This is a genomic window from Ancylobacter amanitiformis (assembly GCF_030814815.1).
Classification (GTDB): domain Bacteria; phylum Pseudomonadota; class Alphaproteobacteria; order Rhizobiales; family Xanthobacteraceae; genus Ancylobacter; species Ancylobacter amanitiformis.
This window is the reverse complement of record NZ_JAUSVR010000009.1, coordinates 126600-149088: the sequence shown is the minus strand read 5'-3', so window position 1 is coordinate 149088 and position 22489 is coordinate 126600. Positions and strand designations below refer to the sequence as shown.

The following is a 22489-nucleotide window of genomic DNA, read 5'->3' as shown; positions in this document are numbered from 1 at the left end:
GCCCGCTCGCGAATGTCCAGCGATCCCGGATCGGCGTCATGGCCGTCCGGGAGGCGCTATGGGAGAAATCAGGGTTCCGAGAGAGGTCCGCTCACGCCGCCAGATATTGCGCGTCGGCCTGGTCGAGCCGCCGGCGGATCTGGGTGACGATCAGCTGCTCGTCCGGCACGCAATTGTCATAGGTCAGCCGCTCGCCCTTGGCGACCGGCTTCACCACGCGCGCCCGCTCGGCGAGGCCCAGCGGCAGGGCGAAGCTGTCGCGGGCATCGCGCCAGCTCATCGTGTAGCCGCGATAATCATATTCGCCGATGCGGCCCAGCGTCTGGCCCGGCGCGAGGTCGCGCTTGGCGACGGCCGTGCACTCCGCCACCGGATGGTCCAGCACCTCCATGTCGGGTGTGCCGTGCAGCACCGCGCGCGCCGCCGAGAGCGGCACTTCGAGGCTGGTGAGGTGATAGGGGCGGATCAGCGCGAAACAGGGGCCCGGCCCGACCTTGAGGTCCGCCATGCGCTCGATCACGCGCGGATGGCGCGGCTTGACGATGCAGAACACGCCGGGCGCCACGCCCTTGCCGAGGGTGAAGTCGACCACGCCGGAGCGCGAGAGGATGCCGCCATCCTCCTTGGTGCACAGAACCTGCGCCAGCACGTCGCGGTCGGCATGGGGGCCGTGCATGCCCGGCACGTCCGGCACCAGCCCGGTGGCGTTGGCGAGCGCGGTCATCTCCACCATGGTCTTGGAGCCGTCGACGAACTCGACCAGCATGCGCGGGTTCATGTTGCGCGCCCGCGCCTCCTCCTCGAACTCGTCGGGAATGGCGTCCGGCTTGAAGGCGTTGTTCTTGGCCTTGCCGGCGCAGACGATCTCGAAGCCGAGCGCCTGGGCGAAGCCGATCAGTTCCACCGTGGCGGCCGGCTCGTCGCCGGCGGCTCCGGTCAGCACCACGCCGGCGGCGCGGGCTTCCTGCTTGAGGTAGCGACCGATGGTGATGTCGGCCTCCACGCTCAGCAGCACGACATGCTTGCCGTTGCGGATCGCCTCCAGCGACACCAGCGTGCCGATATTCGGGCTGCCGGTGGCGTCGATCACCACATCGATATGCCCGGCCGCGCACATGGCGCGGTAATCGTCGGTGATGGCGAAGCGGCCGCTCTCGATGGCGCGGTCGATCGCGCTGGCCGAGCCGACGGATATGATGTCCTCGCGGGCGTGGCCGGCCATCAGCGCGGCGTCGACGGCGAGTTGCGCGTTAAGCTCGACCACGGCGCCGATCCGCACGCCGGGCATCAGCGCGGCCTGCACGATGAGATCGGTGCCCATCTGGCCGGCCCCGGCGAGGCCGATGGTGATGGGCCCGTGCGTCTCGACGTGCCTGGCCAGCTCGGCGGCGATGCCGGTGCGCACAATCCCGTTCTGGACGAACATCGCTGAAATCCTTCCCCCGGCCGTCGGCACGGGCCCGTCGCCCCGCGTCCTGTCTCTCGGTACTCAACAATCCGGCCGCGCACAAATGTTCCTTGCGGAACCTCGTCTTCCCTAATGCATTTCCCGGGCGGATGGAAAGGCCGGTCGGGCGCCGCGCCGGTGCCCGAATGCGCGCGCCGTTCAGGCGCCGGCCGCCACCTGCTGCAGCACCGCCGCGGCGGTGATCTCGTCGGTGATGAACAAGGTGGGGCGCAGGAGCCGCAGCGCGCCGATCACCGCCTGCGTCTTGCCCGGTCCGCCGGACGTGAGGATGCGCTCCGGGGTGGCCTGCAGGGTCTCGACCGGGATCGACATGACGCGGCGGTTGATCGGGTGGTCGACCGGCCGGCCCTCGATGTCGATGAAATTGTAGATCACGTCGCCCACCGCGCCGGCGGCGATCAGCGAGGCCCAGTCGGCGTCGGAAAAGAAGCCGAAGCGCAGCGAGGTGCTCTCCGCGTCCATCTCGCCGACGCTGAGCACCACGGCGTCCATTTCGCGCGCGAGGCTGTAGACCGTGCCGAGGCCGCAGCGCTCGATCAGCGCCTGCTTGGTCTCGACGCTGTCGACGATGGCGGGGGCGGCGATGAGGTGGCAATCGGCCTGGAAGATGCGCGAGAGCTGCCAGGCGAATTCGGCCGGGTTGTACTGGCGGGCCTTGGTGATGCCGCCGAGCAGCGAGATGACCGAGACATTCGCCACCGCCTTCTCGTCGATGAAGCCGAGCGCGCGCATCAGCGTGCGCCCCCAGCCGAAGCCGATCTTCATGTCCGCGCGGATGAGGTCGGAAATGACCTGGCCGGTGGCCGCGCCGATGGCGCTGGTGGGGTCGGCCAGCGGGCCGGAGACCGGCGCCACCACCGCCTCGCGCAGGCCGAAGGCCTTCTGCAGCTCCATTTCCAACCGGGGCAGTTCGGCAATCTCGCGCGAGAGCGAGATCTTCACTTCATTGAGCGCCCGTGCATCGGCGAGCAGGCGCACCACGGTGACGCGGCCGATGTCCAGCGCCTCGGCGATGGCGCTCTGCGTCATGCCCTCGACATAGTACATCCAGGCGGCCCTGAGGCGCAGCCGCGCCGAGCGGCGGCCGGTCGCGCTCAGCTCGGCGAGGGGCGCGGGCTCGGCAAAGCTGTCCGGCTTCGTCGTGGCGACCTTGCCCGACATTGGCGCTGTTCCTCGAAATGGCGGTTTTCACGATCCTATAGAGGAGTGCGGCGGCTTCATCAAATCGTCATCGCCGCCCGGCGCGGCGCCGCTTACGCAAAATCCCGCTTGTGGTGGCGATGGGCACAAGGCAGGCTGCGGGGAACAAGCCAGCTGCGGTCGCCATGTCTGAAGACGAACTACTGAAGCTCGACACGTTCCTGTGCTTTGCCGTCTATTCGGCCAATCACGCTTTCAATCGCGTCTACAAGCCCCTGCTGGACCGGCTTGGACTCACCTATCCGCAATATCTCGCGATGGTGACGCTGTGGACGCAGGACGGCGTGACCGTGGGCCAGATCGGCGAGCGGCTCATGCTTGAGACCAACACGCTCACTCCCCTGCTCAAGCGCATGGAAGCGGCGGGGCTGGTGCGGCGCGTGCGCGACGCCGTCGACGAGCGGCAGGTGCGCATCCATCTCACCGACAAGGGCCGCGCGCTGCGTGGCGAGGCGGAAGGCATCCCGGCCCGGATCGGGGCCTGTATCGAGCGGGACGGTCCGGCCATTCACGCCCTGACCGACGATCTGACACGCGTCCGCGACACGCTGATCGCCCGGGTCAAGTCATAGTCTCGCGCGCGGATGATGCCTCGTGCGGCGGATCGATGAGCGGCACATCGCGCTGATGGCCGGCTTCTCCCTCGATGAAGCGGCGGTGCCGGGCGATCTCCACCGCGAGAAAATCCAGAAAGGCGCGCACGCGCGGCGAATGCCGCAGGTCCGGGTGGGTCAGCAGCCACAGATCGGCGGCATAATCGTCGTCGGGCGGCGCCAGCCGCACCAGCGAGGGGCGTGAATCACCGATGAGGCAGGGAATGTGGCCGATGCCCAGGCCCGCCTCCACCGCCTCGGCAAGGCCCAGCACGCTGTTGATCTTGTAGGCGACGCGTTCGGGCGCGACATTCTCCTGCACGAATTTCACGGCTTTGAGCGCGCCGAGCGTGTCGCCGAGCGAGACCCAGTTGCGGGCATCCAGCTGGTCCTTGGTCACATCGCCCGGCGTGGGGAAGTCCTGCGCCCGCCCGTACAGCGCCCAGGCGATGCGCGCGACCCGGCGGCCGACCAGATTTTCCGGGGGATGATCGGTGGCGCGCACCGCCACGTCGGCATCGCGCTTGGAGAGGTTCAGCGCCTGGTTGCTCAGAACGATATCGAGCCGCACCTCGGGGTAGCGCTCGCGGAAGGTGGCGAGCATTGGCATCAGCAAATGGATGAGCAGCGAATCCGGCGTTGTCACGCGCAGTTCGCCTGATGGAGCGGGCTCGCGTCCGGCCAGCTTGCGCGCCGCCGCGGTGATCTCCTCGTCCAGCCGGTTGGCCAGCGCCACCATTTCCTCGCCGGCGGGGGTGAGCGCATAGCCGGTGCGGTGGCGCTCGAACAGCGCGGACCCCAGCGATTCCTCGATCTGCTTGAGGCGGCGGAACACGGTGGAATGATTGACGCCGATGGCGGCGGCGGCGGCAGGCAGCCCGCGCGCATCCGCGACCGCCTTGATCAGGCGGAAATCGTCCCAGCCGAGATTCTTGAAGGGCTCCGCCACGCTCGTTCTCCCAAGATGTCGATAAGCTTTTGCGGTGTCTCGTGAATTCCAGGATTTTGGACGTTCCTCACCATAGCAGCAGGAGTGAGATTGCGTCAACGCAATTGATAGGCCATGGCATTGCGTGTGTGCCGGGTTATCTTCTGCCCATGACGAGCGCGGCGACGTGCTCACCACCAAATCAGGGCGCAGACCGCGCTCAACCGCACCAACCGAGCGCGGATCGCGCTCCACCCGAGGGCCGCATCATGAACCGCAATGGCATCCATCACGTGACGGCGATCGCCGGCAACGCCCGCCGCAATGTCGAGTTCTACACCCGCGCGCTGGGTCTGCGTCTGGTCAAGAAGACCGTCAATTTCGACGATCCGGGCACCTATCACTTCTATTACGGTGATGAGGCCGGAGCGCCCGGCACCATTCTCACCTTCTTCCCGTGGGACCATGTGGCGCCCGGCCGCCTCGGCATCGGCGAGACGCAGGAGACCGCCTTCCGCGTGCCGGCGGGCTCCATCGGCTACTGGACGCAGCGCTTCATCGAGAAGGGCATCGTCCACCAGCCGATCGTGCACCGCTTCGGCGAGACGGTCCTTGCCTTCAAGGACCCGCACGGCATGCGCCTCTCGCTGATCGGCGTTCCCGGCATCGAGAACGAGGCGGCCTGGATCGGCACCGACGTGCCGGCCGAGCATGCGATTCGCGGCTTCCACAGCGTGAATCTGCTGCTCGCCGAGGCCGCGCCCACCGGCGCCATCCTCACCGACATATTCGGCTTCAAGGAAATCGGCCGCGAGGGCTCGCTGGTGCGCTTCAAGGCCGAGGGCACGGATATTGGCGGTATTGTCGACATCCATGAGGCCGGCGGCTTCCTGCCGGCCCGCATGGGCGGCGGCTCGGTGCACCACATCGCCTTCCGCGCGGCCGACGACGCGGCGCAGGAGGAGATGGTGCGCAAGCTGGTCGAGAATCACGGCATCCACACCACGGAGCAGAAGGACCGCAACTATTTCCGCTCGGTCTATTTCCGCGAACCCGGCCACGTCCTGTTCGAGATCGCCACCGACGTTCCCGGCTTCGATGCCGACGAGCCGCGCACCACGCTCGGCGAAGCGCTGAAGCTGCCGGATTTCCTGGAAGGCCGCCGCCGCCAGATCGAGGCGGTGCTCCCCGAGATCGCCTGAGCCTGATTGCTCCAGCGCCCCGCCGCGCCTTCGTGCGGCGGGGCGCATGCCGCCACCATCATCCGACAGGAGGGTGCCATGAGTGTTCCCGATTCGATGAGTGTTACCGATTCGACTGCGACCGGCCGCGCGTCGGCGGTCGCCAGCTTCATCCATCGCTATGTGCCGGCCTCCGCCCCGGGGCGCCCGCCGCTCCTGCTGCTGCACGGCACCGGCGGCAGCGAGGACGACCTCATCGGCCTCGGCCAGCGTGTGGCGCCGGGCGCGGCGCTGCTCTCGCCGCGCGGCAAGGTGAGCGAGGGTGGCGCGAACCGCTTCTTCCGCCGTTTCGCGGAAGGGGTGTTCGATGAGGAGGACCTTGCGCGGCGCACGCATGAACTCGCCGATTTCGTCGAGGCCGCGCGGGCCGAGCATGGTCTGGCGGCACCGGTGGCGCTCGGCTTCTCCAACGGCGCCAACATCGCCGCCGCCCTGCTCATGCTGCGGCCGGGGGTGCTCTCGGGCGCGGTGCTGCTGCGCGCCATGTCGCCCTTCCGCCAGCCGCCTGCGGCGGTGATCGACGCCGTGCCGGTGCTCATGCTGTCCGGCGACAGCGATCCGATCGTGCCGGCGGAGAATGCCGCCCGCCTCGCCGCAGCCCTTGAGGCGGCCGGCGCGCGGGTGACGCACCGGATTCTGCCGGCCGGTCACGGGCTCTCCTCGCCCGATCTCAGCCTGACGCACCAGTTCATCGAAGGGCTTTCCGCCCCGACCCGGTGAGGCCAATGTCCCTCGGGCGCCGCCGCACCATGGAACCGGCGGCGCCCGAGCGCATTGCCGCTGTGGTGCGGCTGGATCACGGCCGCGCTGGCCAGTATGGTCGGTGGGGATCGTGATGGCGGGCGTCCGTGCCGGCCGAGGAGGCGACGATGCGGTGGGAAGACTTCCGGCGCAGCGACAATGTCGAGGATCGGCGCGGTGACGGCGGCTCGGGCGGCGGCTTCGGCGGGCGCATGCCGGGCGGGCGCGGCGGTCTCGGCATTGGCGGGCTCATCGTCGTCGGGCTGATCGCCTGGGCGACCGGCATCAATCCGGCCGTGCTGATCGGTGGTGCCGAGATTCTCATGGGCGGCGGCGATCAAGCCAGCACCAGCCAGCCGCAGCGTCAGGCGCCCGCGCCTTCCTCGCGCGCCGCGCCGCAGGACCAGCTCGGCCAGTTCGCGGCCGCCGTGCTGGCGCAGACCGAGGATGTGTGGACGCCTATCTTCAAGGCGCAGGGCGCCACCTACAAGGATCCCGGCCTCGTGCTGTTCACCGGTGGCACGCGCTCGGCCTGCGGCGCCGCCCAGTCGGCCATGGGGCCGTTCTATTGCCCGCTTGACGAGAAGATCTATCTCGACACGTCTTTCTTCAACGAGATGAAACAGCGCTTCAACGCGCCGGGCGATTTCGCCGCCGCCTATGTCATTGCCCATGAGGTCGGCCATCACGTCGAGAACCAGATCGGCCTGCTCGCCAAGGTGCAGGCGCGCCAGCGCGAGGTCTCCCGCACGGAGGCCAACGCGCTGTCCGTGCGGGTTGAACTGATGGCCGATTGCCTCGCCGGCGTCTGGGCGCACCATGCCGATGCCAAGTGGAAGGTTCTCGAGGAAGGCGACATCGAGGAGGCGCTCAACGCCGCCTCCGCCATCGGCGACGATCGGCTGCAGAAGCAGCAGCAGGGCCAGGTGGTGCCGGACAGCTTCACCCATGGCACGTCGGCCCAGCGCGTGCGATGGTTCCGCACGGGGCTGGAAAGCGGGTCCATGAAGCAGTGCAACACCTTCCAGGGGCGGAGCTGACGCGCGTTTTTCGTGCGACGCGCTTCGCCGCGCGAGGTGTCCGCGACGTCTTCCATCCGCGAGGTCTTCCATGAGTGCCGGTTCGACGCGTGCCGATTCGACCGACAAGCCCTTCGTCCCGCTGGCCATCGCGGTGCTGACCATTTCCGACACCCGCACATCTGCCGATGATCGCTCGGGCAACACGCTGGTGGAGCGGCTGGAGGCGGCGGGTCATCGGCTGGCGGAGCGCGCCATCGTGCCGGACGAGGTGGATGACATCCGCGCCCGCGTCGCCGGCTGGATCGCCGATACCTCGGTTGATGTCGTCATCACCACCGGCGGCACCGGCTTCACCGGCCGCGATGTCACGCCGGAAGCGGTGGAGCCTTTGTTCGAGAAGCGCATGGAAGGCTTCTCGACTATTTTCCACCTGATCTCCTTCCAGAAGATCGGCACGTCCACGCTGCAGAGCCGCGCGACGGCGGGGGTGGCCAATTCCACCTACATCTTCTGCCTGCCGGGCTCGCCCGGCGCCTGTCGCGACGGCTGGGACGGCATTCTGGCCCAGCAACTCGACATCCGTCACGGGCCCTGCAATTTCGTGGAAATCCTGCCGCGGCTCGACGAGCACCTGAAGCGCGGCAAGCTGCGCGCGCCGGCCTGACGCCGCGCTATTGTGGCAGCAGGATCTGCGAGCGCAGCAGCACGAGGCGCCCCCGGCCGGTCTTCGCCATCAGGCGCCGCATGGATTGCGGGCCGGGCCGGTGGCCGCCCAACTCGTCATAGAAGCGGCGGTGGATCAGCAGGCCCTGCTCGGGGCGCGGCCGCCCGGTGAGCGCGTGGCGGCCCACCGCCAGCGCTTCACGAAGGCGGGGCGTGACGCCGAACCCGTCGAGAGCGAGGCGGAACGTGGCGGCGCGGCGCCCGCTGGCATCCATCCGTTCGCTCTGCTCGGCGAAGGTGTGCACCTCGCGCGTCCAGCCATCCTGCAGCAGCGCGGCGGGCGAGAGGAACATCAGCCAGGGCGAGGACGCGGCTTCGGCGCCCTGCCGCAGCCGCGCGCCCATGTCGGCGGTGCCACGCAGATATTCGCAGCCCGCCGCGTCGGCAATCTCCTCGACATCGGCGGAGGCGCTGGCGTCAACGAGCAGCACCTCGCGCACCACGCCGGCGGCGGCGCCGGGGACCAGCGCGGCGAGGGTGGGCACCAGCAGTCTGTGGCTCTCGCCCGTGGGAATGACCACCGAGATCACGCGTTGAGCCACTCCTTGGACGTAACGGTTCGGAATCATGCAGGAAACCGGCGGACGAAAACCGGTGGGCGAAACCGGCGGCGCGTCTCAACCTGCCTATCGCACCCGACTGCTGGCGTATAGCGCCATGTGACATAGATCGATATGTGTTCTTGATATGTTCCTGTGTCCGGTTTAAAACCGTGGGCATGGAACGTCGCACCCTCGATATCCCTTCTGCCGCCGGCGCGCGCGTGCCGCCAAAGCATCTCGGCCGGCTGGCGCAGGAGCGCCGGGCGCGCCGCGAGGAAGAGAGCCGCGCGGCGGCGCGCGACCTTTCCACCGTGTCGGAAATGGACGTGCTGCCCGAGGCGATGGCGCCGGCGGTCATCGATGGCGAGCGCCGGCGCGGGCGCGGCGCGGTCTCCAACGCGGCGGGCCGGTTCGAGCCGCACGCGCGCGAGGCGTTCGACGATGGCTGGCAGAGCCTCGACGAGCTGCCGCCCTTCCGCACCAGCGTGACGGTGGAGAAGCCGCGCACCATCATCAACCGCAACGATTCCCCCGATGTCGGCTTCGACCGTTCGATCAACCCCTATCGCGGCTGCGAGCATGGCTGCGTCTACTGTTTCGCGCGGCCGACCCATGCCTATCAGGGCCTGTCCGCCGGGCTCGATTTCGAGACCAAGCTGTTCGCCAAGCCGGACGCGCCGGAACTGCTCGCCAAGGAACTGGCCAAGCCCGGCTATGAGCCGCGCACCATCGCGCTCGGCATCAACACGGACGGCTACCAGCCGATCGAGCGCGAGTGGCGGCTGACGCGGCGCATTCTGGAAGTGCTGAGCGATTTCGGCCATCCGGTCGGCATCGTCACCAAGTCCGCGCTGGTGCTGCGCGACCTCGACATCCTCGCCCCCATGGCCGCGCGCGGCCTCGCCAAGGTGGCGCTTTCCGTCACCTCGCTCGACCCCAAGCTCGCCCGCATCATGGAGCCGCGCGCCGCGACGCCCGCGCGGCGGATCGACACGATCCGCCGGCTCAGCGAGGCGGGCGTGCCGACCGCCGTGCTGGTGGCGCCGGTGATTCCGGCGGTGACCGACGCGGAAATGGAGCGCATCCTGGACGCCGCCGTCGCGGCCGGGGCGAGCGAGGCCGGCTATGTCATGCTGCGCGTGCCGCTGGAGATCCGCGACCTGTTCAAGGAATGGCTGCTCGCGCATTTCCCGGACCGCTACCGCCATGTGCTCTCGCTGCTGAAGGATCTGCATGGCGGCAAGGAATATGATTCGACCTTCGGCCAGCGCATGACCGGCACGGGTCCCTATGCCTGGACCATGGCCCGCCGTTTCGAGATCGCGACGGAGCGGCTCGGGCTCAACAAGCGCCATCTGCGGCTGACGACACGCCATTTCCGCCGCCCGCCGCAGAAGGGTGAGCAATTGTCGCTGTTCGGGGAGGCTACATGAGCACGGCAGCCATCATGAATGACGGGCTGAATGAGGGGAGCGTACCGGTGCCGGCACGGCGTGCCATCGCGCCGCTGCACGTTTCCCTGGTCACGCTGGGCGTGGTCGATCTGGCGCGCTCGATCGCCTTCTACGAGGCGCTCGGCCTCGCGCGCCGGCTGCGCGAGGCCGATGGCGTGGCCTTCTTCGCGGCCGGGGCGGTGGTGCTCTCGCTTTACCCGCGCCACGAACTGGCCGCCGAGGCCGGGGTGGTGCCGGGACGGCCGGGCGCGTTCGGCGGGATGGCGCTGGCCTGCAACCGGATGAGCCCGGCGGAGGTCGACGCCACGCTCATTCGCGCCGTGGCCGCCGGCGGGCGGGCGCTGCGACCGGCCCAGCCGACCTTCTGGGGCGGCTATAGCGGCTATGTCGCCGATCCCGACGGTTATCCCTGGGAGATCGCCCATAATCCCGGCTTCGCGCTCGGGCCGGACGGCCGGCTCACCCTGCCGGACTGAGCCGGCGCATAGGGCGGATATGACAATGCCCGGCCGGGGCCGGGCATTGCGATGGGACGCTTCGGCTGGCGGCGCGCATATCCCGGCGCGTATCCGGGAACTGGCCGCCGCCGACGTATGGGCACCCGCCGGCCGACGAGCCGCGCGTGCCGGGAAGGGCACGGCCGGCGCGGCCTATCCCCGTGCGACGCGACGGTGCGCCGCCGGTTCAGTTCGCGCCGAGCAGCGGGGCCAGTTCCTTGTCCAGCTCTTCCGGGGTCATGGCGCCGGAAATCTTCTTGCCGTTGACGAAGAAGGTCGGCGTCGAATCGATGCCGAATTCCTTGGCGCCGCGCTGGGCAACCTCGTCGATCTGGCCGGCGAGCTTGGCATCGTTCAGACAGGCGTTGAACTGCTGTTCGGTCATGCCGCTCTGCTTGGCGATGGCGAGCAGGGCCTGGGCGGGGTTGTTGTTGAAGGCCCAGGCCTTCTGGTTGTCGAACAGCGTGTCGGTCAGGGGATAGTATTTCCCCTCGCCAGCGCAGCGGGCCAGCATGAAGGCGGCCTTGGCGACGATATCGAGCGGGAATTCGCGCAGGATGAAGCGCACCTTGCCGGTGTCGATGTATTTTTCCTTCAGCACCGGAAAGGTGGTGGCATGGAAATGCGCGCAGTGGCCGCAGGTCATCGAGGCATATTCGATGATGGTGACGGGCGCATCGGCCTTGCCCAGCACCTGGTCGGGCAGCGGGCCCGGTTCCAGCAGCTTGGCGGCATCGACCGTCTGCGCCTCGGCGGCGCCGATGAACGACATCTTGCCGAAATTCAGCGCGTCCGGCCCGGAAAGCGCGACGAGCGCGGCGGTGGTAAGGGCCGCGGTGCCGAGCCCTTCGATAAAGCGACGGCGGTCGATCATGGTCGGTCTCCAGGGGAAGGCCGGACGGACGCCGGCGTCAGACTATCAAAGCGCGTACAGGCAGCGCGCGAACATGGCAACGGTACGGCAGCTGCCGTCCACGTCACCGCTGCGTGAACGAATCGGGGCGCTTTGTCACGCCGGACGGTGCCGTGTCGCCGCGCGCGCGCGGCGACGGCGCCCCCAGGTCGCCGCGTTCGCGCGCGACTGACGCCCCGAGGTCGCCGCGTTCGCGCGCGACCAGCGCCCCGAGCCGGGCCAGCGCCCCTGCGAGCGCATCATCCTCGAAGGCGCCGAGCCGGCGGGCGACCGCGCCGCATTCGGCGGCATCGGGCTCGATGAAACGGCGCCGAACGGGGCGCAGCGCGGCCACCGGACCCTGGCGCAGCGCCAGCCGCCCGATGCAGCGCCAGCCGAAATAGCGGTTCACCCGCTCGATCACCACAGGCGCGTCGTGCTGCAATTCGATGGCGTAACCGCCCTCCACCCGCACATGCAGCACGCCCGGTTCCACATTCTCCGCGCGCGTCGGCCAGGCGAGCTTGATCGGCAGCGCGCGCGCGGCCAGCGTCTCGCCGACAATGTCCGCCCAGCGCGTGACGATCTCGACCGAGGCGATGCCGCGCTGGCGGCAGCTCTCGGCGATGGTCGCGTCGATCAGGTCGGCGAGAGGGGCCGGCCCCCGGCGCCCGCGGGCGTATGGCTTCGCGTGCGGCTTGCGAATGGGAGCGTCTCGGGACGGAATGGTCGGAAGGCGGGACATGCGGGCGGGGATATTCCGGTTGGTGAGGCCCGGCCGGGTAAGGTTCGGGCGGCATGCGCGGCGCGGGCAGGCCGGTAAGGACCAAGTCTGTTGCGGATAAGCCTTGCCGGCGCAAGGCAGGCGAACCACTTTAGGCGGATCCCAAGCTAGAAGATGGCATGCCGCGCCCCGCCGATCCAGCCATTCCCCCGCGACCCGATCCCTCCCGCCCGGCCGCGATGTCGGCACCGGATCCCGGCGCGCTGCTCGCCTGGTATGACCGGCACCAGCGGCGGCTGCCCTGGCGCGCCGAGCCGGGCACGCGGCAGGATCCCTACCGCGTCTTCCTCTCCGAGATCATGTTGCAGCAGACCACGGTCGTGACGGTCGCGCCCTATTACGCGGCCTTCCTCGCGCGCTGGCCGAGCGTCAAGGCGCTGGCCGCCGCGCCCCTGGAAGAAGTGCTCTCGGCCTGGGCGGGGCTCGGCTATTACGCCCGCGCCCGCAACCTGCACGCCTGCGCCCGCGCCGTGGTGGAGCGCCATGGCGGGGCATTCCCTGACACCGAGGCGGCGCTGCTCGAACTACCGGGCATCGGCCCCTATACCGCGGCAGCCATCGCCTCCATCGCCTTCGAGCGCCGGGCGGCGGCGGTCGATGGCAATTGGGAGCGTGTTCTCGCGCGGTTGTTCGCGGTGGAGGAGGCGCTTCCCAGGGCGAAGGCACGGCTGCGCGCGCTGGCGCTCACCTTGCTGCCGGAGACCCGCCACGGCGATTTCGCGCAGGCGATGATGGATCTCGGCGCTACCCTGTGCACGCCGCGCAAGCCGGCCTGCGCGCTCTGCCCGTGGCAGGGGAGTTGCGCTGCCCATGCGGCCGGCGCGCCCGAGCGCTACCCGGTGAAGGCGGCGAAGTCCGTGCGCCCGACCCGGCAAGGCGTCGCCTTCCTCGCGGTGCGGGCCGATGGGGCGGTGCTGGTGCGCTCGCGCCCGCCGCGCGGGCTGCTCGGCGGCATGAGCGAGGTGCCCTCCACGGACTGGGTCGAAGGCGGCCCGGCCGATCCCGCCCTCGCGGCGCCGATGGCGCTGGAATGGCAGCCGCTCAATGCCGCGGTCGGTCACGTGTTCAGCCATTTCGCGCTGGAACTCGCCATCTGGCGGGCGCGTGCGCCGGCCCTCACGCCCGCGCCCAAGGGGCATCGATGGGTGCGGCCGGAGGGCTTCGATGCCGAGGCCTTTCCCTCGGTCATGCGTAAGGTATTGGAGTATATCGGTTAAGTTGCCGCCGTTCGATTGAACTTCGCTGGGGGTCGCGCGTTATTCCGGCAGGCCGCTGATGAAGGCGGCAGACATGGAGAATGCAACGATGGGTAGCGCCGCGGATAAGGCCAAGGGTCTCGCCAACGAGGCCATCGGCAATGTGAAGCAGGGCGTCGGCAAGATGACCGGCTCCGAGAAGCTGGAAGCCGAAGGCAAGGTCCAGGAGCTGAAGGGCGAGGGCCAGCAGGCCGTCGGCAAGGCCAAGGATGCGGTCAAGAAGGCCGCCAATCTCTGACCTCCCTGCAGGTTCGGGCCGCTTGACGGCGAAGGTCCGACCCACCGGACAAAGGCCGCCGCGAGGCGGCCTTTTTCATGTGAGCCGGTTCGCCCGGCACCTCATCCCCCACTCACTCGGCGGCGAGCGCCATTTCCGAGCGGACCCGCGCGCGCAGCGAATCGATCGGTCTCAGCCCTTCGCGCGTGTCCATGTGCCAGTAGGTCCAGCCATTGCAGGCATCCAGCCCCTGGGCGATGGCACCGGCGCGATGGATGGAACCGATCTGGCCAAGGCCCGGCGCGGTCTCCAGCGACAGCATGCCGTCGGCCCGCACCAGCGCGCGCACCCGCGACTTGGCATCGGTCAGCAGCGTGCCGGGCATGAGCAGGCCACGCTCGATCAGCGCGTTGAAGGCAATGCGTGGCGCCTCGCGCGCGGTCGGGGCGGTGGCGAGGGCGAGGTCGGGCAGCGTCTCGACCGCATCGATGCGGGCCTGCGCGGCATCGGCATAGGTCGCGTCGCGCTCGATGCCGATGAAACGGCGGCCGAGCCGCTTGGCCACCGCCGCCGTGGTGCCGGAGCCGAGGAAGGGATCGAGCACCACATCACCCGCCTTGGAGGCGGAGAGGATGACACGGGCCAGCAGGGCCTCGGGCTTCTGCGTCGGGTGCACCTTGTGGCCGGTCTCGTCCTTCAGGCGCTCATGGCCCGAGCAGATGGGGAACAGCCAGTCGGAGCGCATCTGCACATCCTCATTGGCCGCCTTCAGCGCCTCGTAATTGAAGGTGTAGCCCTTGGCGCCCGGTTCGCGCGCGGCCCAGATCATCGTCTCATGCGCATTGGTGAAGCGCCGGCCGCGGAAATTCGGCATCGGGTTGGTCTTGCGCCAGACGATGTCGTTGAGGATCCAGAAATCGAGATCCTGCAGCATCGCGCCGACGCGGAAGATGTTGTGATAGGAGCCGATCACCCACAGCGTGCCGGTGGGCTTGAGCACGCGGCGCACGGCCAGCAGCCAGGCGCGGGTGAACGCGTCATAGGCCTCGAAGCTCTCGAATTTGTCCCACGCGTCGTCCACCGCGTCGACCCGGCTGTCGTCGGGCCGCTTCAGCTCGCCCTGCAGCTGGAGATTATAGGGGGGGTCGGCGAAGACGAGGTCGACCGAGCGCGCCGGCAGGCGCGACAGTTGGGCGACACAATCCCCACGCAGGATGGTGTCGAGCGGCAGGCCGTCCGGCGACGTGGACGCATCGATTCCGGCATTACGGGACCCGGTCCGGGATGCCCGACGGGCTCCCCCGCTATGAACCACCTTCATGGACGGCTACCTGACTCTGGTGACGCAACAGAACTCGAACGCAACGGAACGCGCATCCACAATCTCCGCCGGTCAGGGTAAAGACCGGGTAAACCGCCATCACCAAACTCAGGGAAATCCCCGCCGGCGCAATGTCATGCCGCGTCTCGCGGGCGGATCACGTTTGCGTCCGTGCCGTCCGAGGCGGGAGCGTTCACGCGTGGGCGGCGTGACAGGTGGAGCGGAGAGGGCGATCCGCCTCATGCGGGGGGGGGGGATCGCCGGCCGGCATTGCCGGCGGATCGATTTGCGGCGGATCAACGCCGTGTTCATCGCCATTCCCGGTTTCCCGCGGCGGATGGCCGTTCGGGCGTCGTCGCCGAAGGGGCGCGCGCGTCAGCCGCGGGCGGGCTGGGGCAGGCGGCGGTCGCACAAAGCGAGGCCGGCGAGCACGAGAGCGAAGCCGAGCGCATGGTGCAGGCTCAGCGCCTCGCCCAGAACGCCCACGGCCAGCGCGGTGCCGAAGACCGGCACGAGTTGCAGGAACTGGCCGGCGCGGGTCGGGCCGAGCACGGCGACGCCGCGTCCCCACAGCACGAAGCCGAGCGTGGGCAGGCTCGCGACATAGACCACGATCAGCGCGGCGTGGCCGAGATCGGCCGGGCTCAGCCCGCCGGTGGCGAGGCCGCCGGCGGCGATCTCCCACGCCGCGATGGGGGCGAGCGCGATGAGCCCGAAGGGAATGGAGACGGTGAGCGCGGCGGCGGCCGAGAGGCGGGTGGGAAAGCGCTTCAGCAGCACCGCATAAAGTGCGAAGGCGGCGATGCCGAGGAACAGCATCAGGTCGCCGAAATGCAGGTCGAGGCGGGCGAGATTGCCGATATCGCCGCGCAGCACGATCAGCGCGACGCCGGCGGTGGAAATGGCGAGCGCGAGGCGGGTGCGCAGGCCCGTGCGCTCGGCGAGGATGAGCCAGCCGAACAGCCCCACCACGATGGGCGCCGCCGAGCCGATAATGGAGCCGTTGACCAGGCTGGTATGGGCGAGGCCCATATAGATGAGCACCGTGAACACGGCGATGTTGAGCACGCCCGCGGCGATCCAGAGCGGCCAGCGGCGGGCGATTTCCGCCCGCTGGGCACGGATTTCGCGCCAGGTGAAGGGCAGGAGCAGAAGGAGCGCCAGCAGCCAGCGGGCGGCGGAGAGCGTCGCCGGCGGGATGAGGCCGGAGGCGAGATGGCCGGCCAGGAAATTGCCGGACCAGAGCAGCGCCGCCCCCGACAGCGCCAGCACGGCCAGCGCGGCCGGCGAGCGCGCGAGGCCTTCGCGTGCCGTGCCGGCGGTGCGCGACACGAACGGCGTCAACATGTCTGCGACGAATGCCATGACGCGCCTCCCGGGATGTCCCGTGTCCGTGAAGGATGATGTCGATATAGGTCAGTGTAGTTGACCTAACTCGGCATGTCCTTGCGTTCTCGGGAGGCGAAAAAGGCCGGCAAGGCAGATTCTGCCGTCAGGGCCGCCTTTTTGGGCTCGGGCTGTCGTTGCCCAGCTTTTCAGCAGCGGATTCGGGGGCGGCGGGCCCGGCACGCAGGTGGTCGAGCGGCAGGCGCTGGCTCTCCTTTACCCGCTTCAGCGCCAGCGAGGAGCGCACCCCGCGCACGCCCGGCAGGCCCATCAAGATGTCATGGGCGAAATGCGCGAAGCCCTCCAGATCCTCGCAGACCACATGCAGGAGGTAATCGCTGTCGCCGGTCACGCTATGGCAGGCAATGACCTGCGGCAGCGCCAGCACCGCCGCCTCGAAGTCGCGCGCGGCCGCGTCGACCTGCCGCTCCAGATGCACATGGATGAAGGCGAGCACGCCAAGCCCGAGCCGCGGGGCGCCCAGCCGCGCCTGGTAGCCGGCGATCAGCCCTTCCTCCTCCAGCCGGCGGGTGCGCCGCAGGCAGGGCGAGGGCGAGAGGCCGATGCGCTCGGAGAGTTCCGCGTTGGTGAGGCGGCCATCCTCCTGCAATTCGCGCAGGATGCGCAGATCGAACATGTCGAGCACGGGTGGGCGCATGTTCTGCCTCCATGTCGGGATTCAAGGGCAGGATGGTTCGTCGACGCCCAATCTGCCGGCAGAAGCCGCCTTCCGGCAATTCGTCTTTGGTCAGCCTTTCTGACCGGCCGCGCGATCCGCCATCACAGGAGGCGCGGAGCCGTGCGCCACGCAACATGTCGTGGATCGTCCCCTCGATGCCACTTGAACTTGTGGTCGCGGAGCGGCACCCTCGGGACATGAAATTCACCCGCCTGCGTCTCACCGGCTTCAAGACCTTCGTCGAGCCGACCGACATGCTGATCGAGCCCGGCCTCACCGGCGTGGTGGGCCCGAATGGCTGCGGCAAGTCGAATCTGGTCGAGGCGCTGCGCTGGGTGATGGGCGAGAATTCCTACAAGGCGATGCGCGCCGAGGGGATGGACGACGTCATTTTCGGCGGCACCACCACGCGCCCCTCGCGCAATACCGCGGAAGTGGTGCTCGTCGTCGACAATGGCGATCGCTCGGCGCCGGCGGTGTTCAACGATGCCGACCTGCTGGAAATCTCCCGGCGCATCGAGCGCGAGCAGGGCTCCGCCTATCGCATCAATGGGCGCGAGGCGCGCGCGCGCGACGTGCAGATGCTGTTCGCCGATGCCTCCTCGGGCTCGCGCTCGCCGTCCATGGTGCGACAGGGGCAGATCGGCGAGATCGTCGGGGCCAAGCCCACGGCTCGCCGGCGGCTGCTGGAAGAGGCGGCGGGCGTTGCCGGCCTGCATGCCCGCCGGCACGAGGCGGAAATGCGCCTGCGCGCCGCCGAAGCCAATCTCACCCGGCTCGACGACGTGATCGGCCAGATCACCAGCCAGCTCGACGCGCTGCGCCGCCAGGCGCGCCAGGCGGCGCGCTACCGCGCGGTCTCCACCGATATTCGCACGGCGGAGGCGACGCTGTTCTGGCTGCGCTGGCTGGAGGCCTCCGGGGCACTGAACGAGGCGAGCCGCGCGCTCGACCTCGCGGTGCGGTCCGTCGCGGAGTGCACCGTGCAACAGGGCGACAGCGCCCGGCTTGCCGCCATCGCCGCCCATGGGTTGCCGGCGCTGCGCGAGGCCGATGCCGCGAGCGCGGCCGCCCTGCAGCGTCTGACGCTGGCGCAGGGCGAGCTTGACCGGGAGGAGGCGCGCGCCGGCGCCCGCCGCGCCGAGCTGGATCGCCGCCTGTCCCAGCTTGCCGGCGACATGGAGCGCGAGCGCGCGCTCGCCGCCGATGCCGGCAGCGTGCTGGGCCGGCTGGCCGAGGAAGCCGAGGAACTCGCCGCCCATCAGGAAGAAGCGGCGGAAGCCGAGGGAGAGGCGGGCGAGGCGCGCGAGGACGCCGCGCAGGCGCTGGCCGAATCGGAGCGCGCCTTCACCGAGGCCACCGCCACCCATGCCGAACGCACCGCCCGGCGCGGGGCGCTGGAGCGCTCGGTGCGCGAGGCGGGCGAGCGCCATGCCCGGCTGGAGCGCGATGTCGCCCAGCTCGCCGAGGAGCGGCGCCGGCTGGAGGCGGGCGTCGACGGCGTGCGCCTTGAGGAGCGCCGCGCCAGCGCCGAAATCACCCGCGAGGCGTTCGAGGCCGCCGAGGCGGCGGCGCAGGAGGCGGAAGCCGCCCATGTGGAAGCCCGCGCCGCGCTCGATCACGCCCGCCGTCCGCTCGCCGAGGCCGAGCGCGTGGCCCAGCGGCTCGACACCGAGGCCCGCACCCTCGCCAAGCTGCTCGATGTCGGCGCGCCGCGCCGCTGGGCGCCGGTGATCGACCAGATCCGCGTGGCGCGCGGCTTCGAGACCGCGCTCGGCGCGGCGCTGGGCGATGATCTCGACGCCCCGGCCGAGGTCGAGGCGCCCGTGCACTGGGCGCTGACCTGCGATGACGGCGATGCGCCGCTGCCTGCGGGCGCCGAGACGCTCGCCCGTCATGTCGAGGCGCCGGCCGAACTGGCGCGCCGCCTCGCGCAGATCGGAGTGGTCGAACGGAGCGAGGGCGCGCGCCTTGCGGCCCAGTTGCGCCCGGGCCAGCGGCTGGTCTCGCGCGAGGGCGACCTGTGGCGCTGGGACGGGCTGACCGCCGCGGCCGATGCGCCGACCGCCGCCGCGCGCCGCCTCGCCGAGCGCAACCGGCTGGCCGATATCGAGGCGGAGCGAATCGCGGCGCGCGCCGAGGTGGGAAATCACCGCCGCGTGCTGGAAAGTGCCGAGGCGGCCCTGCGCGCGGCCGGCTCGCGCGAGAATGCTGCCCGCGAGGCGAGGCGCGCGGCGCTGCGCGCCATGGAGGCGGCGCGTGACGATCTCGCCCGCGCCGAGCGCCAGGCGGCCGAGCAGGAGGCCAAGCTTTCCGCGCTGGCGGCGAGCCTCGATCGGCTGGAGACGGAGCGCACCGCCAGCGCCGCCGGTCTCGCGGCTGCGCAGGCGCAGCTGGCCGAACTGCCGGCTGGAATGGAGAGCGAGGCGCATCTGGTCGAGGCGCGCAGCCGCGTGGCACAGGATCGTGCGGCGCTGGCGGAAGCGAGAGCCCGCGCCGAGGGGCTCACCCGCGAGCGCGAGCAGCGCGTGCGCCGCCTGCAGGCGATCGCCGGCGAGCGGGCCTCGTGGCAGGCCCGCGCCAGCGGCACCGGCGAGCGGGTGGCTGCGCTGGAGGCGCGCGTCGAGGAAGCCGCCGAGGAGCGTGCGGCGTTCGACGAGGCCCCGGCGGCCTTTGCCGCCCGCCGCCGCGCCCTGCTCGACGAGATCGCCCGGGCCGAGGCCGCGCGACGCGAATCAGCTGATCGCCTCGCCAGCAGTGAGGGCGCGCAGGTCGAGGCCGAGCGGGCGGCCCGCGCCGCGCTCGACGCGCTCGCGGTGGCGCGCGAGGAGCGCGCGCGGGGCGAGGCGCGGCTGGATGCCGCACGCGAGCGCCGCGAGCAGCTGCTGCGTGAGATTTCCGACAGTCTCGACGGCCCGCCGGACAGCGCGCGCGCCATTGCCGGGCTGGAGGCCGACGCGCCGCTGCCCGACGCCGCGACGGTCGAGACCGATCTCGACCGGCTGAAGCGCGAGCGCGAGCGGCTGGGCGCGGTCAATCTGCGCGCCGAGGAGGAACTGGCCGAGGTCGAGGGCCAGCAGCAGGGCCTCTCGGCCGAGCGCGAGGACCTGACGGAAGCGATCAAGCGGCTGCGCCAGGGCATTTACAGCCTCAATCGTGAGGCACGCGAACGGCTGCAGGCCAGTTTCACCGTGGTCGACGGGCATTTCCAGCAATTGTTCGGTACGCTGTTCGGGGGTGGCGAGGCACGGCTCGTGCTGACCGATTCGGACGACCCGCTGGAGGCGGGGCTCGACATCATCGCCAAGCCGCCGGGCAAGAAGCCGCAATCGCTCTCGCTGCTTTCAGGGGGCGAGCAGGCGCTCACCGCCATGGCACTCATCTTCGCGGTATTCCTCACCAATCCGGCGCCGATCTGCGTGCTCGACGAGGTGGATGCGCCGCTCGACGACTCGAATGTCGAGCGATTTTGCAACCTTCTGGACGAGATGCGCCGCCTCACCGAGACGCGTTTCATCACGATTACGCATAACCCCATCACCATGAGCCGCATGAACCGGTTGTTCGGCGTGACCATGGCCGAGCGCGGCGTGTCCAAGCTCGTCTCGGTCGATCTCGCCACAGCCGAGACCTATCGTGAGGCGAGCTGAACGCGCCATGCCGGCGGCGGCAGGCCGGGGACGAGGCGCAGGGGGGTGTTCGGCGTATTCCTCAGGCGCCGCTGGCATGCCAAAAACACGGCGATCCTCCGCCCTCTGCCTTCCCTTGGTGCGAGGCGGTGTGGCGCAATGCCTGCGACAGAGCGTCCCCTGTTGCTTTTCTCCATATTTTTCAAATGCTTAAAACATGAGTTCACGTTCTTGACACCCCTTGGGCCGATCACTATGGTGCGCCCGGTTTCGGGGATGGGAAATCCTTCTCCGGCAAGGACTGAGCATAGATCATGGGCGACCGGGACAGAACGGACGGCCAAAAGGACTCAGGCCGGCCGGAGGTTTCCGACACCGAGCTCTCGGGCCGGCTAAGCGGGCTGGGCAGCGCGCTGGACAAGGTGCGTGCCGAGCGGCAAGCGGAAGAGAAGGCGTCAAAGGTCCCGGACCGGACGTCCTCTTCGGCCGGCATGGCGCTCGCTTTCCGTTTGGGAAGCGAGTTTGTCGCGGGGGTCCTGGTGGGCGCCGGCCTCGGCTGGGCGATCGACCGGCTCCTTGGCATCACGCCGTGGGGGATGATCGGGTTCATGCTTCTGGGCTTCGGCGCGGGAATCATGAATATGCTGCGCGCTGCCGGGGAAACCGGGCCGAAGACGCCGCCGAAGGGCGGGGCGTGACGCGAGCGTGACGTGGGGATGCGACGGCCGGCCTTGCGGCGGGTCCGTCAACGAAATTTCGAGCGATGCCGGCCTCGGGGCGGGTGTCTGAGACAGGGGCGGGCGCCCTGCGGCGCCACGTTTGAGGGCAACGACCGGCGATGGCCAGCGGAACCGTGATCGATCCGATCCACCAGTTCCAGATCCACAAGATCGTGGACCTGGGAGCTCCGGGGGGCGTCGAGCTCGCCTTCACCAATTCCGCCGCCTTCATGTTCGGCATCGTGGCGCTGGTGTTCTTCTTCCTCACCTTCGCGACGCGCGGCCGCACGCTGGTGCCCAACCGCCTGCAGTCGCTTGCCGAGCTGTCCTACGAGTTCGTCGCCTCGACCGTGCGCAGCACGGCCGGCAATGAGGGGATGAAGTTCTTCCCCCTCGTGTTCTCGCTCTTCATCTTCGTGCTGACGGCGAATTTCGTCGGCATGATCCCGTATTCGTTCACCGTCACCAGCCATCTCATCGTCACCGCCGCGCTGGCGCTGCTGGTGATCCTGACGGTCATCATTTACGGCTTCGTCCGCCACGGCACCCATTTCCTGCACCTGTTCGTGCCCTCGGGCGTGCCGGCCTTCCTGTTGCCCTTCATGGTCGTGATCGAGCTGATCTCGTTCCTCTCGCGGCCCATCAGCCTGTCGCTGCGCCTGTTCGCCAACATGCTCGCCGGCCACATCGCCATGAAGGTGTTCGCGGGCTTCATCGTGATGATGACCAGCGCGGGCATTGCCGGCTGGCTCGGCGCCGTGCTGCCGCTTGCCATGGTCGTGGCGCTCACCGCGCTCGAATTCCTTGTCGCTTTCCTGCAGGCCTACGTCTTCGCGGTGCTGACCTGCATCTATCTCAACGACGCTCTGCATCCGGGCCACTGATCGGCGCGTCGCGGGACCTCATCCAGCCTTCAACTCACTCAGCGAATTCAAATAGGAGAAGACCATGGATCCGATTGCCGCCAAGTTCCTCGGCGCCGGTCTCGCTTGTCTCGGCATGGGCCTTGCCGCTATCGGCGTGGGTAACATCTTCGGCAGCTTCCTCTCGGGCGCGCTGCGCAACCCGTCGGCGGCCGATGGCCAGTTCGCCCGCGCCTTCATCGGTGCGGCGCTCGCGGAAGGTCTCGGCATCTTCGCGCTGGTCGTCGCGCTGGTTCTGCTGTTCGTGGTCTGACGCCCTGCCGCGAGGGCATGG

22 protein-coding genes are annotated in these 22489 nt (G+C 69.5%); 13 read left to right on the top strand and 9 right to left on the bottom strand.

Annotation, left to right across the window (positions count from 1 at the left end; all coding sequences use genetic code 11):
* Nucleotides 1-91: 91 nt before the first annotated feature.
* Nucleotides 92-1426 (bottom strand): NAD(P)H-dependent oxidoreductase, encoded by a 1335-nt coding sequence (locus QOZ99_RS14580; RefSeq protein WP_306890712.1) that lies wholly within the window; start codon nucleotides 1424-1426, stop codon nucleotides 92-94.
* Between the two features lie 180 nt (nucleotides 1427-1606).
* Nucleotides 1607-2629 carry a sugar-binding transcriptional regulator gene (locus QOZ99_RS14575; RefSeq protein WP_306890711.1) on the bottom strand — a complete coding sequence of 341 codons (1023 nt, stop codon included), beginning with the start codon at nucleotides 2627-2629 and terminating at the stop codon, nucleotides 1607-1609.
* Nucleotides 2630-2793: 164 nt separating this feature from the next.
* On the opposite strand from QOZ99_RS14575, the gene QOZ99_RS14570 reads away from it, so the two are divergent.
* Entirely contained in the window at nucleotides 2794-3240 is a 447-nt protein-coding gene (locus tag QOZ99_RS14570; protein ID WP_306890710.1) for a MarR family winged helix-turn-helix transcriptional regulator, read from the top strand.
* On the opposite strand, the gene QOZ99_RS14565 is transcribed toward QOZ99_RS14570, so the two are convergent.
* Nucleotides 3230-4210 carry a LysR family transcriptional regulator gene (locus QOZ99_RS14565; protein ID WP_306890709.1) on the bottom strand — a complete coding sequence of 327 codons (981 nt, stop codon included), beginning with the start codon at nucleotides 4208-4210 and terminating at the stop codon, nucleotides 3230-3232. The genes QOZ99_RS14570 and QOZ99_RS14565 overlap by 11 nt on opposite strands.
* A gap of 248 nt (nucleotides 4211-4458) precedes the next feature.
* Between QOZ99_RS14565 and QOZ99_RS14560 the strand changes: the two genes are divergently transcribed.
* From QOZ99_RS14560 to moaB, 4 genes are all read left to right on the top strand, one after another.
* Nucleotides 4459-5391 (top strand): ring-cleaving dioxygenase, encoded by a 933-nt coding sequence (locus QOZ99_RS14560; RefSeq protein WP_306890708.1) that lies wholly within the window; start codon nucleotides 4459-4461, stop codon nucleotides 5389-5391.
* Nucleotides 5392-5487: 96 nt separating this feature from the next.
* Entirely contained in the window at nucleotides 5488-6150 is a 663-nt protein-coding gene (locus tag QOZ99_RS14555) for an alpha/beta hydrolase (protein WP_306890777.1), read from the top strand.
* Nucleotides 6151-6299: 149 nt separating this feature from the next.
* On the top strand, nucleotides 6300-7211 hold the full coding sequence (gene ypfJ / locus QOZ99_RS14550) for a KPN_02809 family neutral zinc metallopeptidase (RefSeq protein ID WP_306890707.1): 912 nt from the start codon (nucleotides 6300-6302) through the stop codon (nucleotides 7209-7211).
* Nucleotides 7212-7281: 70 nt separating this feature from the next.
* Entirely contained in the window at nucleotides 7282-7857 is a 576-nt protein-coding gene (moaB, locus tag QOZ99_RS14545) for a molybdenum cofactor biosynthesis protein B (RefSeq protein WP_306890706.1), read from the top strand.
* A gap of 7 nt (nucleotides 7858-7864) precedes the next feature.
* Here moaB and QOZ99_RS14540 read toward each other — a convergent pair whose 3' ends face one another.
* Nucleotides 7865-8446 carry a glycosyltransferase family protein gene (locus tag QOZ99_RS14540; protein WP_306890705.1) on the bottom strand — a complete coding sequence of 194 codons (582 nt, stop codon included), beginning with the start codon at nucleotides 8444-8446 and terminating at the stop codon, nucleotides 7865-7867.
* Nucleotides 8447-8778: 332 nt separating this feature from the next.
* On the opposite strand from QOZ99_RS14540, the gene QOZ99_RS14535 reads away from it, so the two are divergent.
* Together QOZ99_RS14535 and QOZ99_RS14530 are read left to right on the top strand one after the other, a co-directional pair.
* The gene (locus QOZ99_RS14535; RefSeq protein WP_306890776.1) at nucleotides 8779-9891 is read left to right on the top strand and encodes a PA0069 family radical SAM protein; all 1113 of its coding nucleotides are present in this window, start codon (nucleotides 8779-8781) and stop codon (nucleotides 9889-9891) included.
* Nucleotides 9888-10388, top strand: a complete 501-nt coding sequence (locus QOZ99_RS14530) for a VOC family protein (RefSeq protein ID WP_306890704.1) — start codon at nucleotides 9888-9890, stop codon at nucleotides 10386-10388. Before QOZ99_RS14535 ends, QOZ99_RS14530 begins: the two co-directional genes overlap by 4 nt.
* Before the next feature lie 208 nt (nucleotides 10389-10596).
* Here the strand turns inward: QOZ99_RS14530 and QOZ99_RS14525 are convergent, their stop codons facing one another.
* Together QOZ99_RS14525 and QOZ99_RS14520 are read right to left on the bottom strand one after the other, a co-directional pair.
* Entirely contained in the window at nucleotides 10597-11283 is a 687-nt protein-coding gene (locus QOZ99_RS14525) for a DsbA family protein (RefSeq protein ID WP_306890703.1), read from the bottom strand.
* Between the two features lie 103 nt (nucleotides 11284-11386).
* Nucleotides 11387-12046 carry a DUF721 domain-containing protein gene (locus tag QOZ99_RS14520; RefSeq protein ID WP_306890702.1) on the bottom strand — a complete coding sequence of 220 codons (660 nt, stop codon included), beginning with the start codon at nucleotides 12044-12046 and terminating at the stop codon, nucleotides 11387-11389.
* 158 nt (nucleotides 12047-12204) lie between these two features.
* Between QOZ99_RS14520 and mutY the strand changes: the two genes are divergently transcribed.
* Both mutY and QOZ99_RS14510 read left to right on the top strand, forming a co-directional pair.
* Nucleotides 12205-13302 carry an A/G-specific adenine glycosylase gene (gene mutY / locus QOZ99_RS14515; protein ID WP_306890701.1) on the top strand — a complete coding sequence of 366 codons (1098 nt, stop codon included), beginning with the start codon at nucleotides 12205-12207 and terminating at the stop codon, nucleotides 13300-13302.
* 88 nt (nucleotides 13303-13390) lie between these two features.
* Complete coding sequence (locus tag QOZ99_RS14510) at nucleotides 13391-13579, top strand: CsbD family protein (protein WP_306890700.1); 189 nt, start codon at nucleotides 13391-13393, stop codon at nucleotides 13577-13579.
* A gap of 112 nt (nucleotides 13580-13691) precedes the next feature.
* Here QOZ99_RS14510 and QOZ99_RS14505 read toward each other — a convergent pair whose 3' ends face one another.
* The 3 genes from QOZ99_RS14505 to QOZ99_RS14495 all read right to left on the bottom strand — a co-directional run bounded on the left by QOZ99_RS14505 (nucleotide 13692) and on the right by QOZ99_RS14495 (nucleotide 16923).
* A complete protein-coding gene (locus QOZ99_RS14505) occupies nucleotides 13692-14879 on the bottom strand; it encodes a site-specific DNA-methyltransferase (RefSeq protein WP_306890699.1) in 1188 nt (395 codons plus the stop codon).
* Nucleotides 14880-15254: 375 nt separating this feature from the next.
* A complete protein-coding gene (locus QOZ99_RS14500) occupies nucleotides 15255-16244 on the bottom strand; it encodes a DMT family transporter (RefSeq protein WP_306890698.1) in 990 nt (329 codons plus the stop codon).
* 127 nt (nucleotides 16245-16371) lie between these two features.
* Nucleotides 16372-16923: an Lrp/AsnC family transcriptional regulator gene (locus tag QOZ99_RS14495; protein ID WP_306890697.1), complete on the bottom strand. Its 552-nt coding sequence runs from the start codon at nucleotides 16921-16923 to the stop codon at nucleotides 16372-16374.
* Between the two features lie 218 nt (nucleotides 16924-17141).
* On the opposite strand from QOZ99_RS14495, the gene QOZ99_RS14490 reads away from it, so the two are divergent.
* The 4 genes from QOZ99_RS14490 to QOZ99_RS14475 all read left to right on the top strand — a co-directional run bounded on the left by QOZ99_RS14490 (nucleotide 17142) and on the right by QOZ99_RS14475 (nucleotide 22468).
* Nucleotides 17142-20594, top strand: a complete 3453-nt coding sequence (locus tag QOZ99_RS14490) for a chromosome segregation SMC family protein (protein WP_306890775.1) — start codon at nucleotides 17142-17144, stop codon at nucleotides 20592-20594.
* 293 nt (nucleotides 20595-20887) lie between these two features.
* A complete protein-coding gene (locus QOZ99_RS14485) occupies nucleotides 20888-21271 on the top strand; it encodes an AtpZ/AtpI family protein (RefSeq protein ID WP_306890696.1) in 384 nt (127 codons plus the stop codon).
* Nucleotides 21272-21426: 155 nt separating this feature from the next.
* The gene (locus QOZ99_RS14480) at nucleotides 21427-22176 is read left to right on the top strand and encodes a F0F1 ATP synthase subunit A (protein ID WP_306890774.1); all 750 of its coding nucleotides are present in this window, start codon (nucleotides 21427-21429) and stop codon (nucleotides 22174-22176) included.
* A gap of 64 nt (nucleotides 22177-22240) precedes the next feature.
* The gene (locus tag QOZ99_RS14475) at nucleotides 22241-22468 is read left to right on the top strand and encodes a F0F1 ATP synthase subunit C (RefSeq protein WP_183191323.1); all 228 of its coding nucleotides are present in this window, start codon (nucleotides 22241-22243) and stop codon (nucleotides 22466-22468) included.
* Nucleotides 22469-22489: the final 21 nt, after the last annotated feature.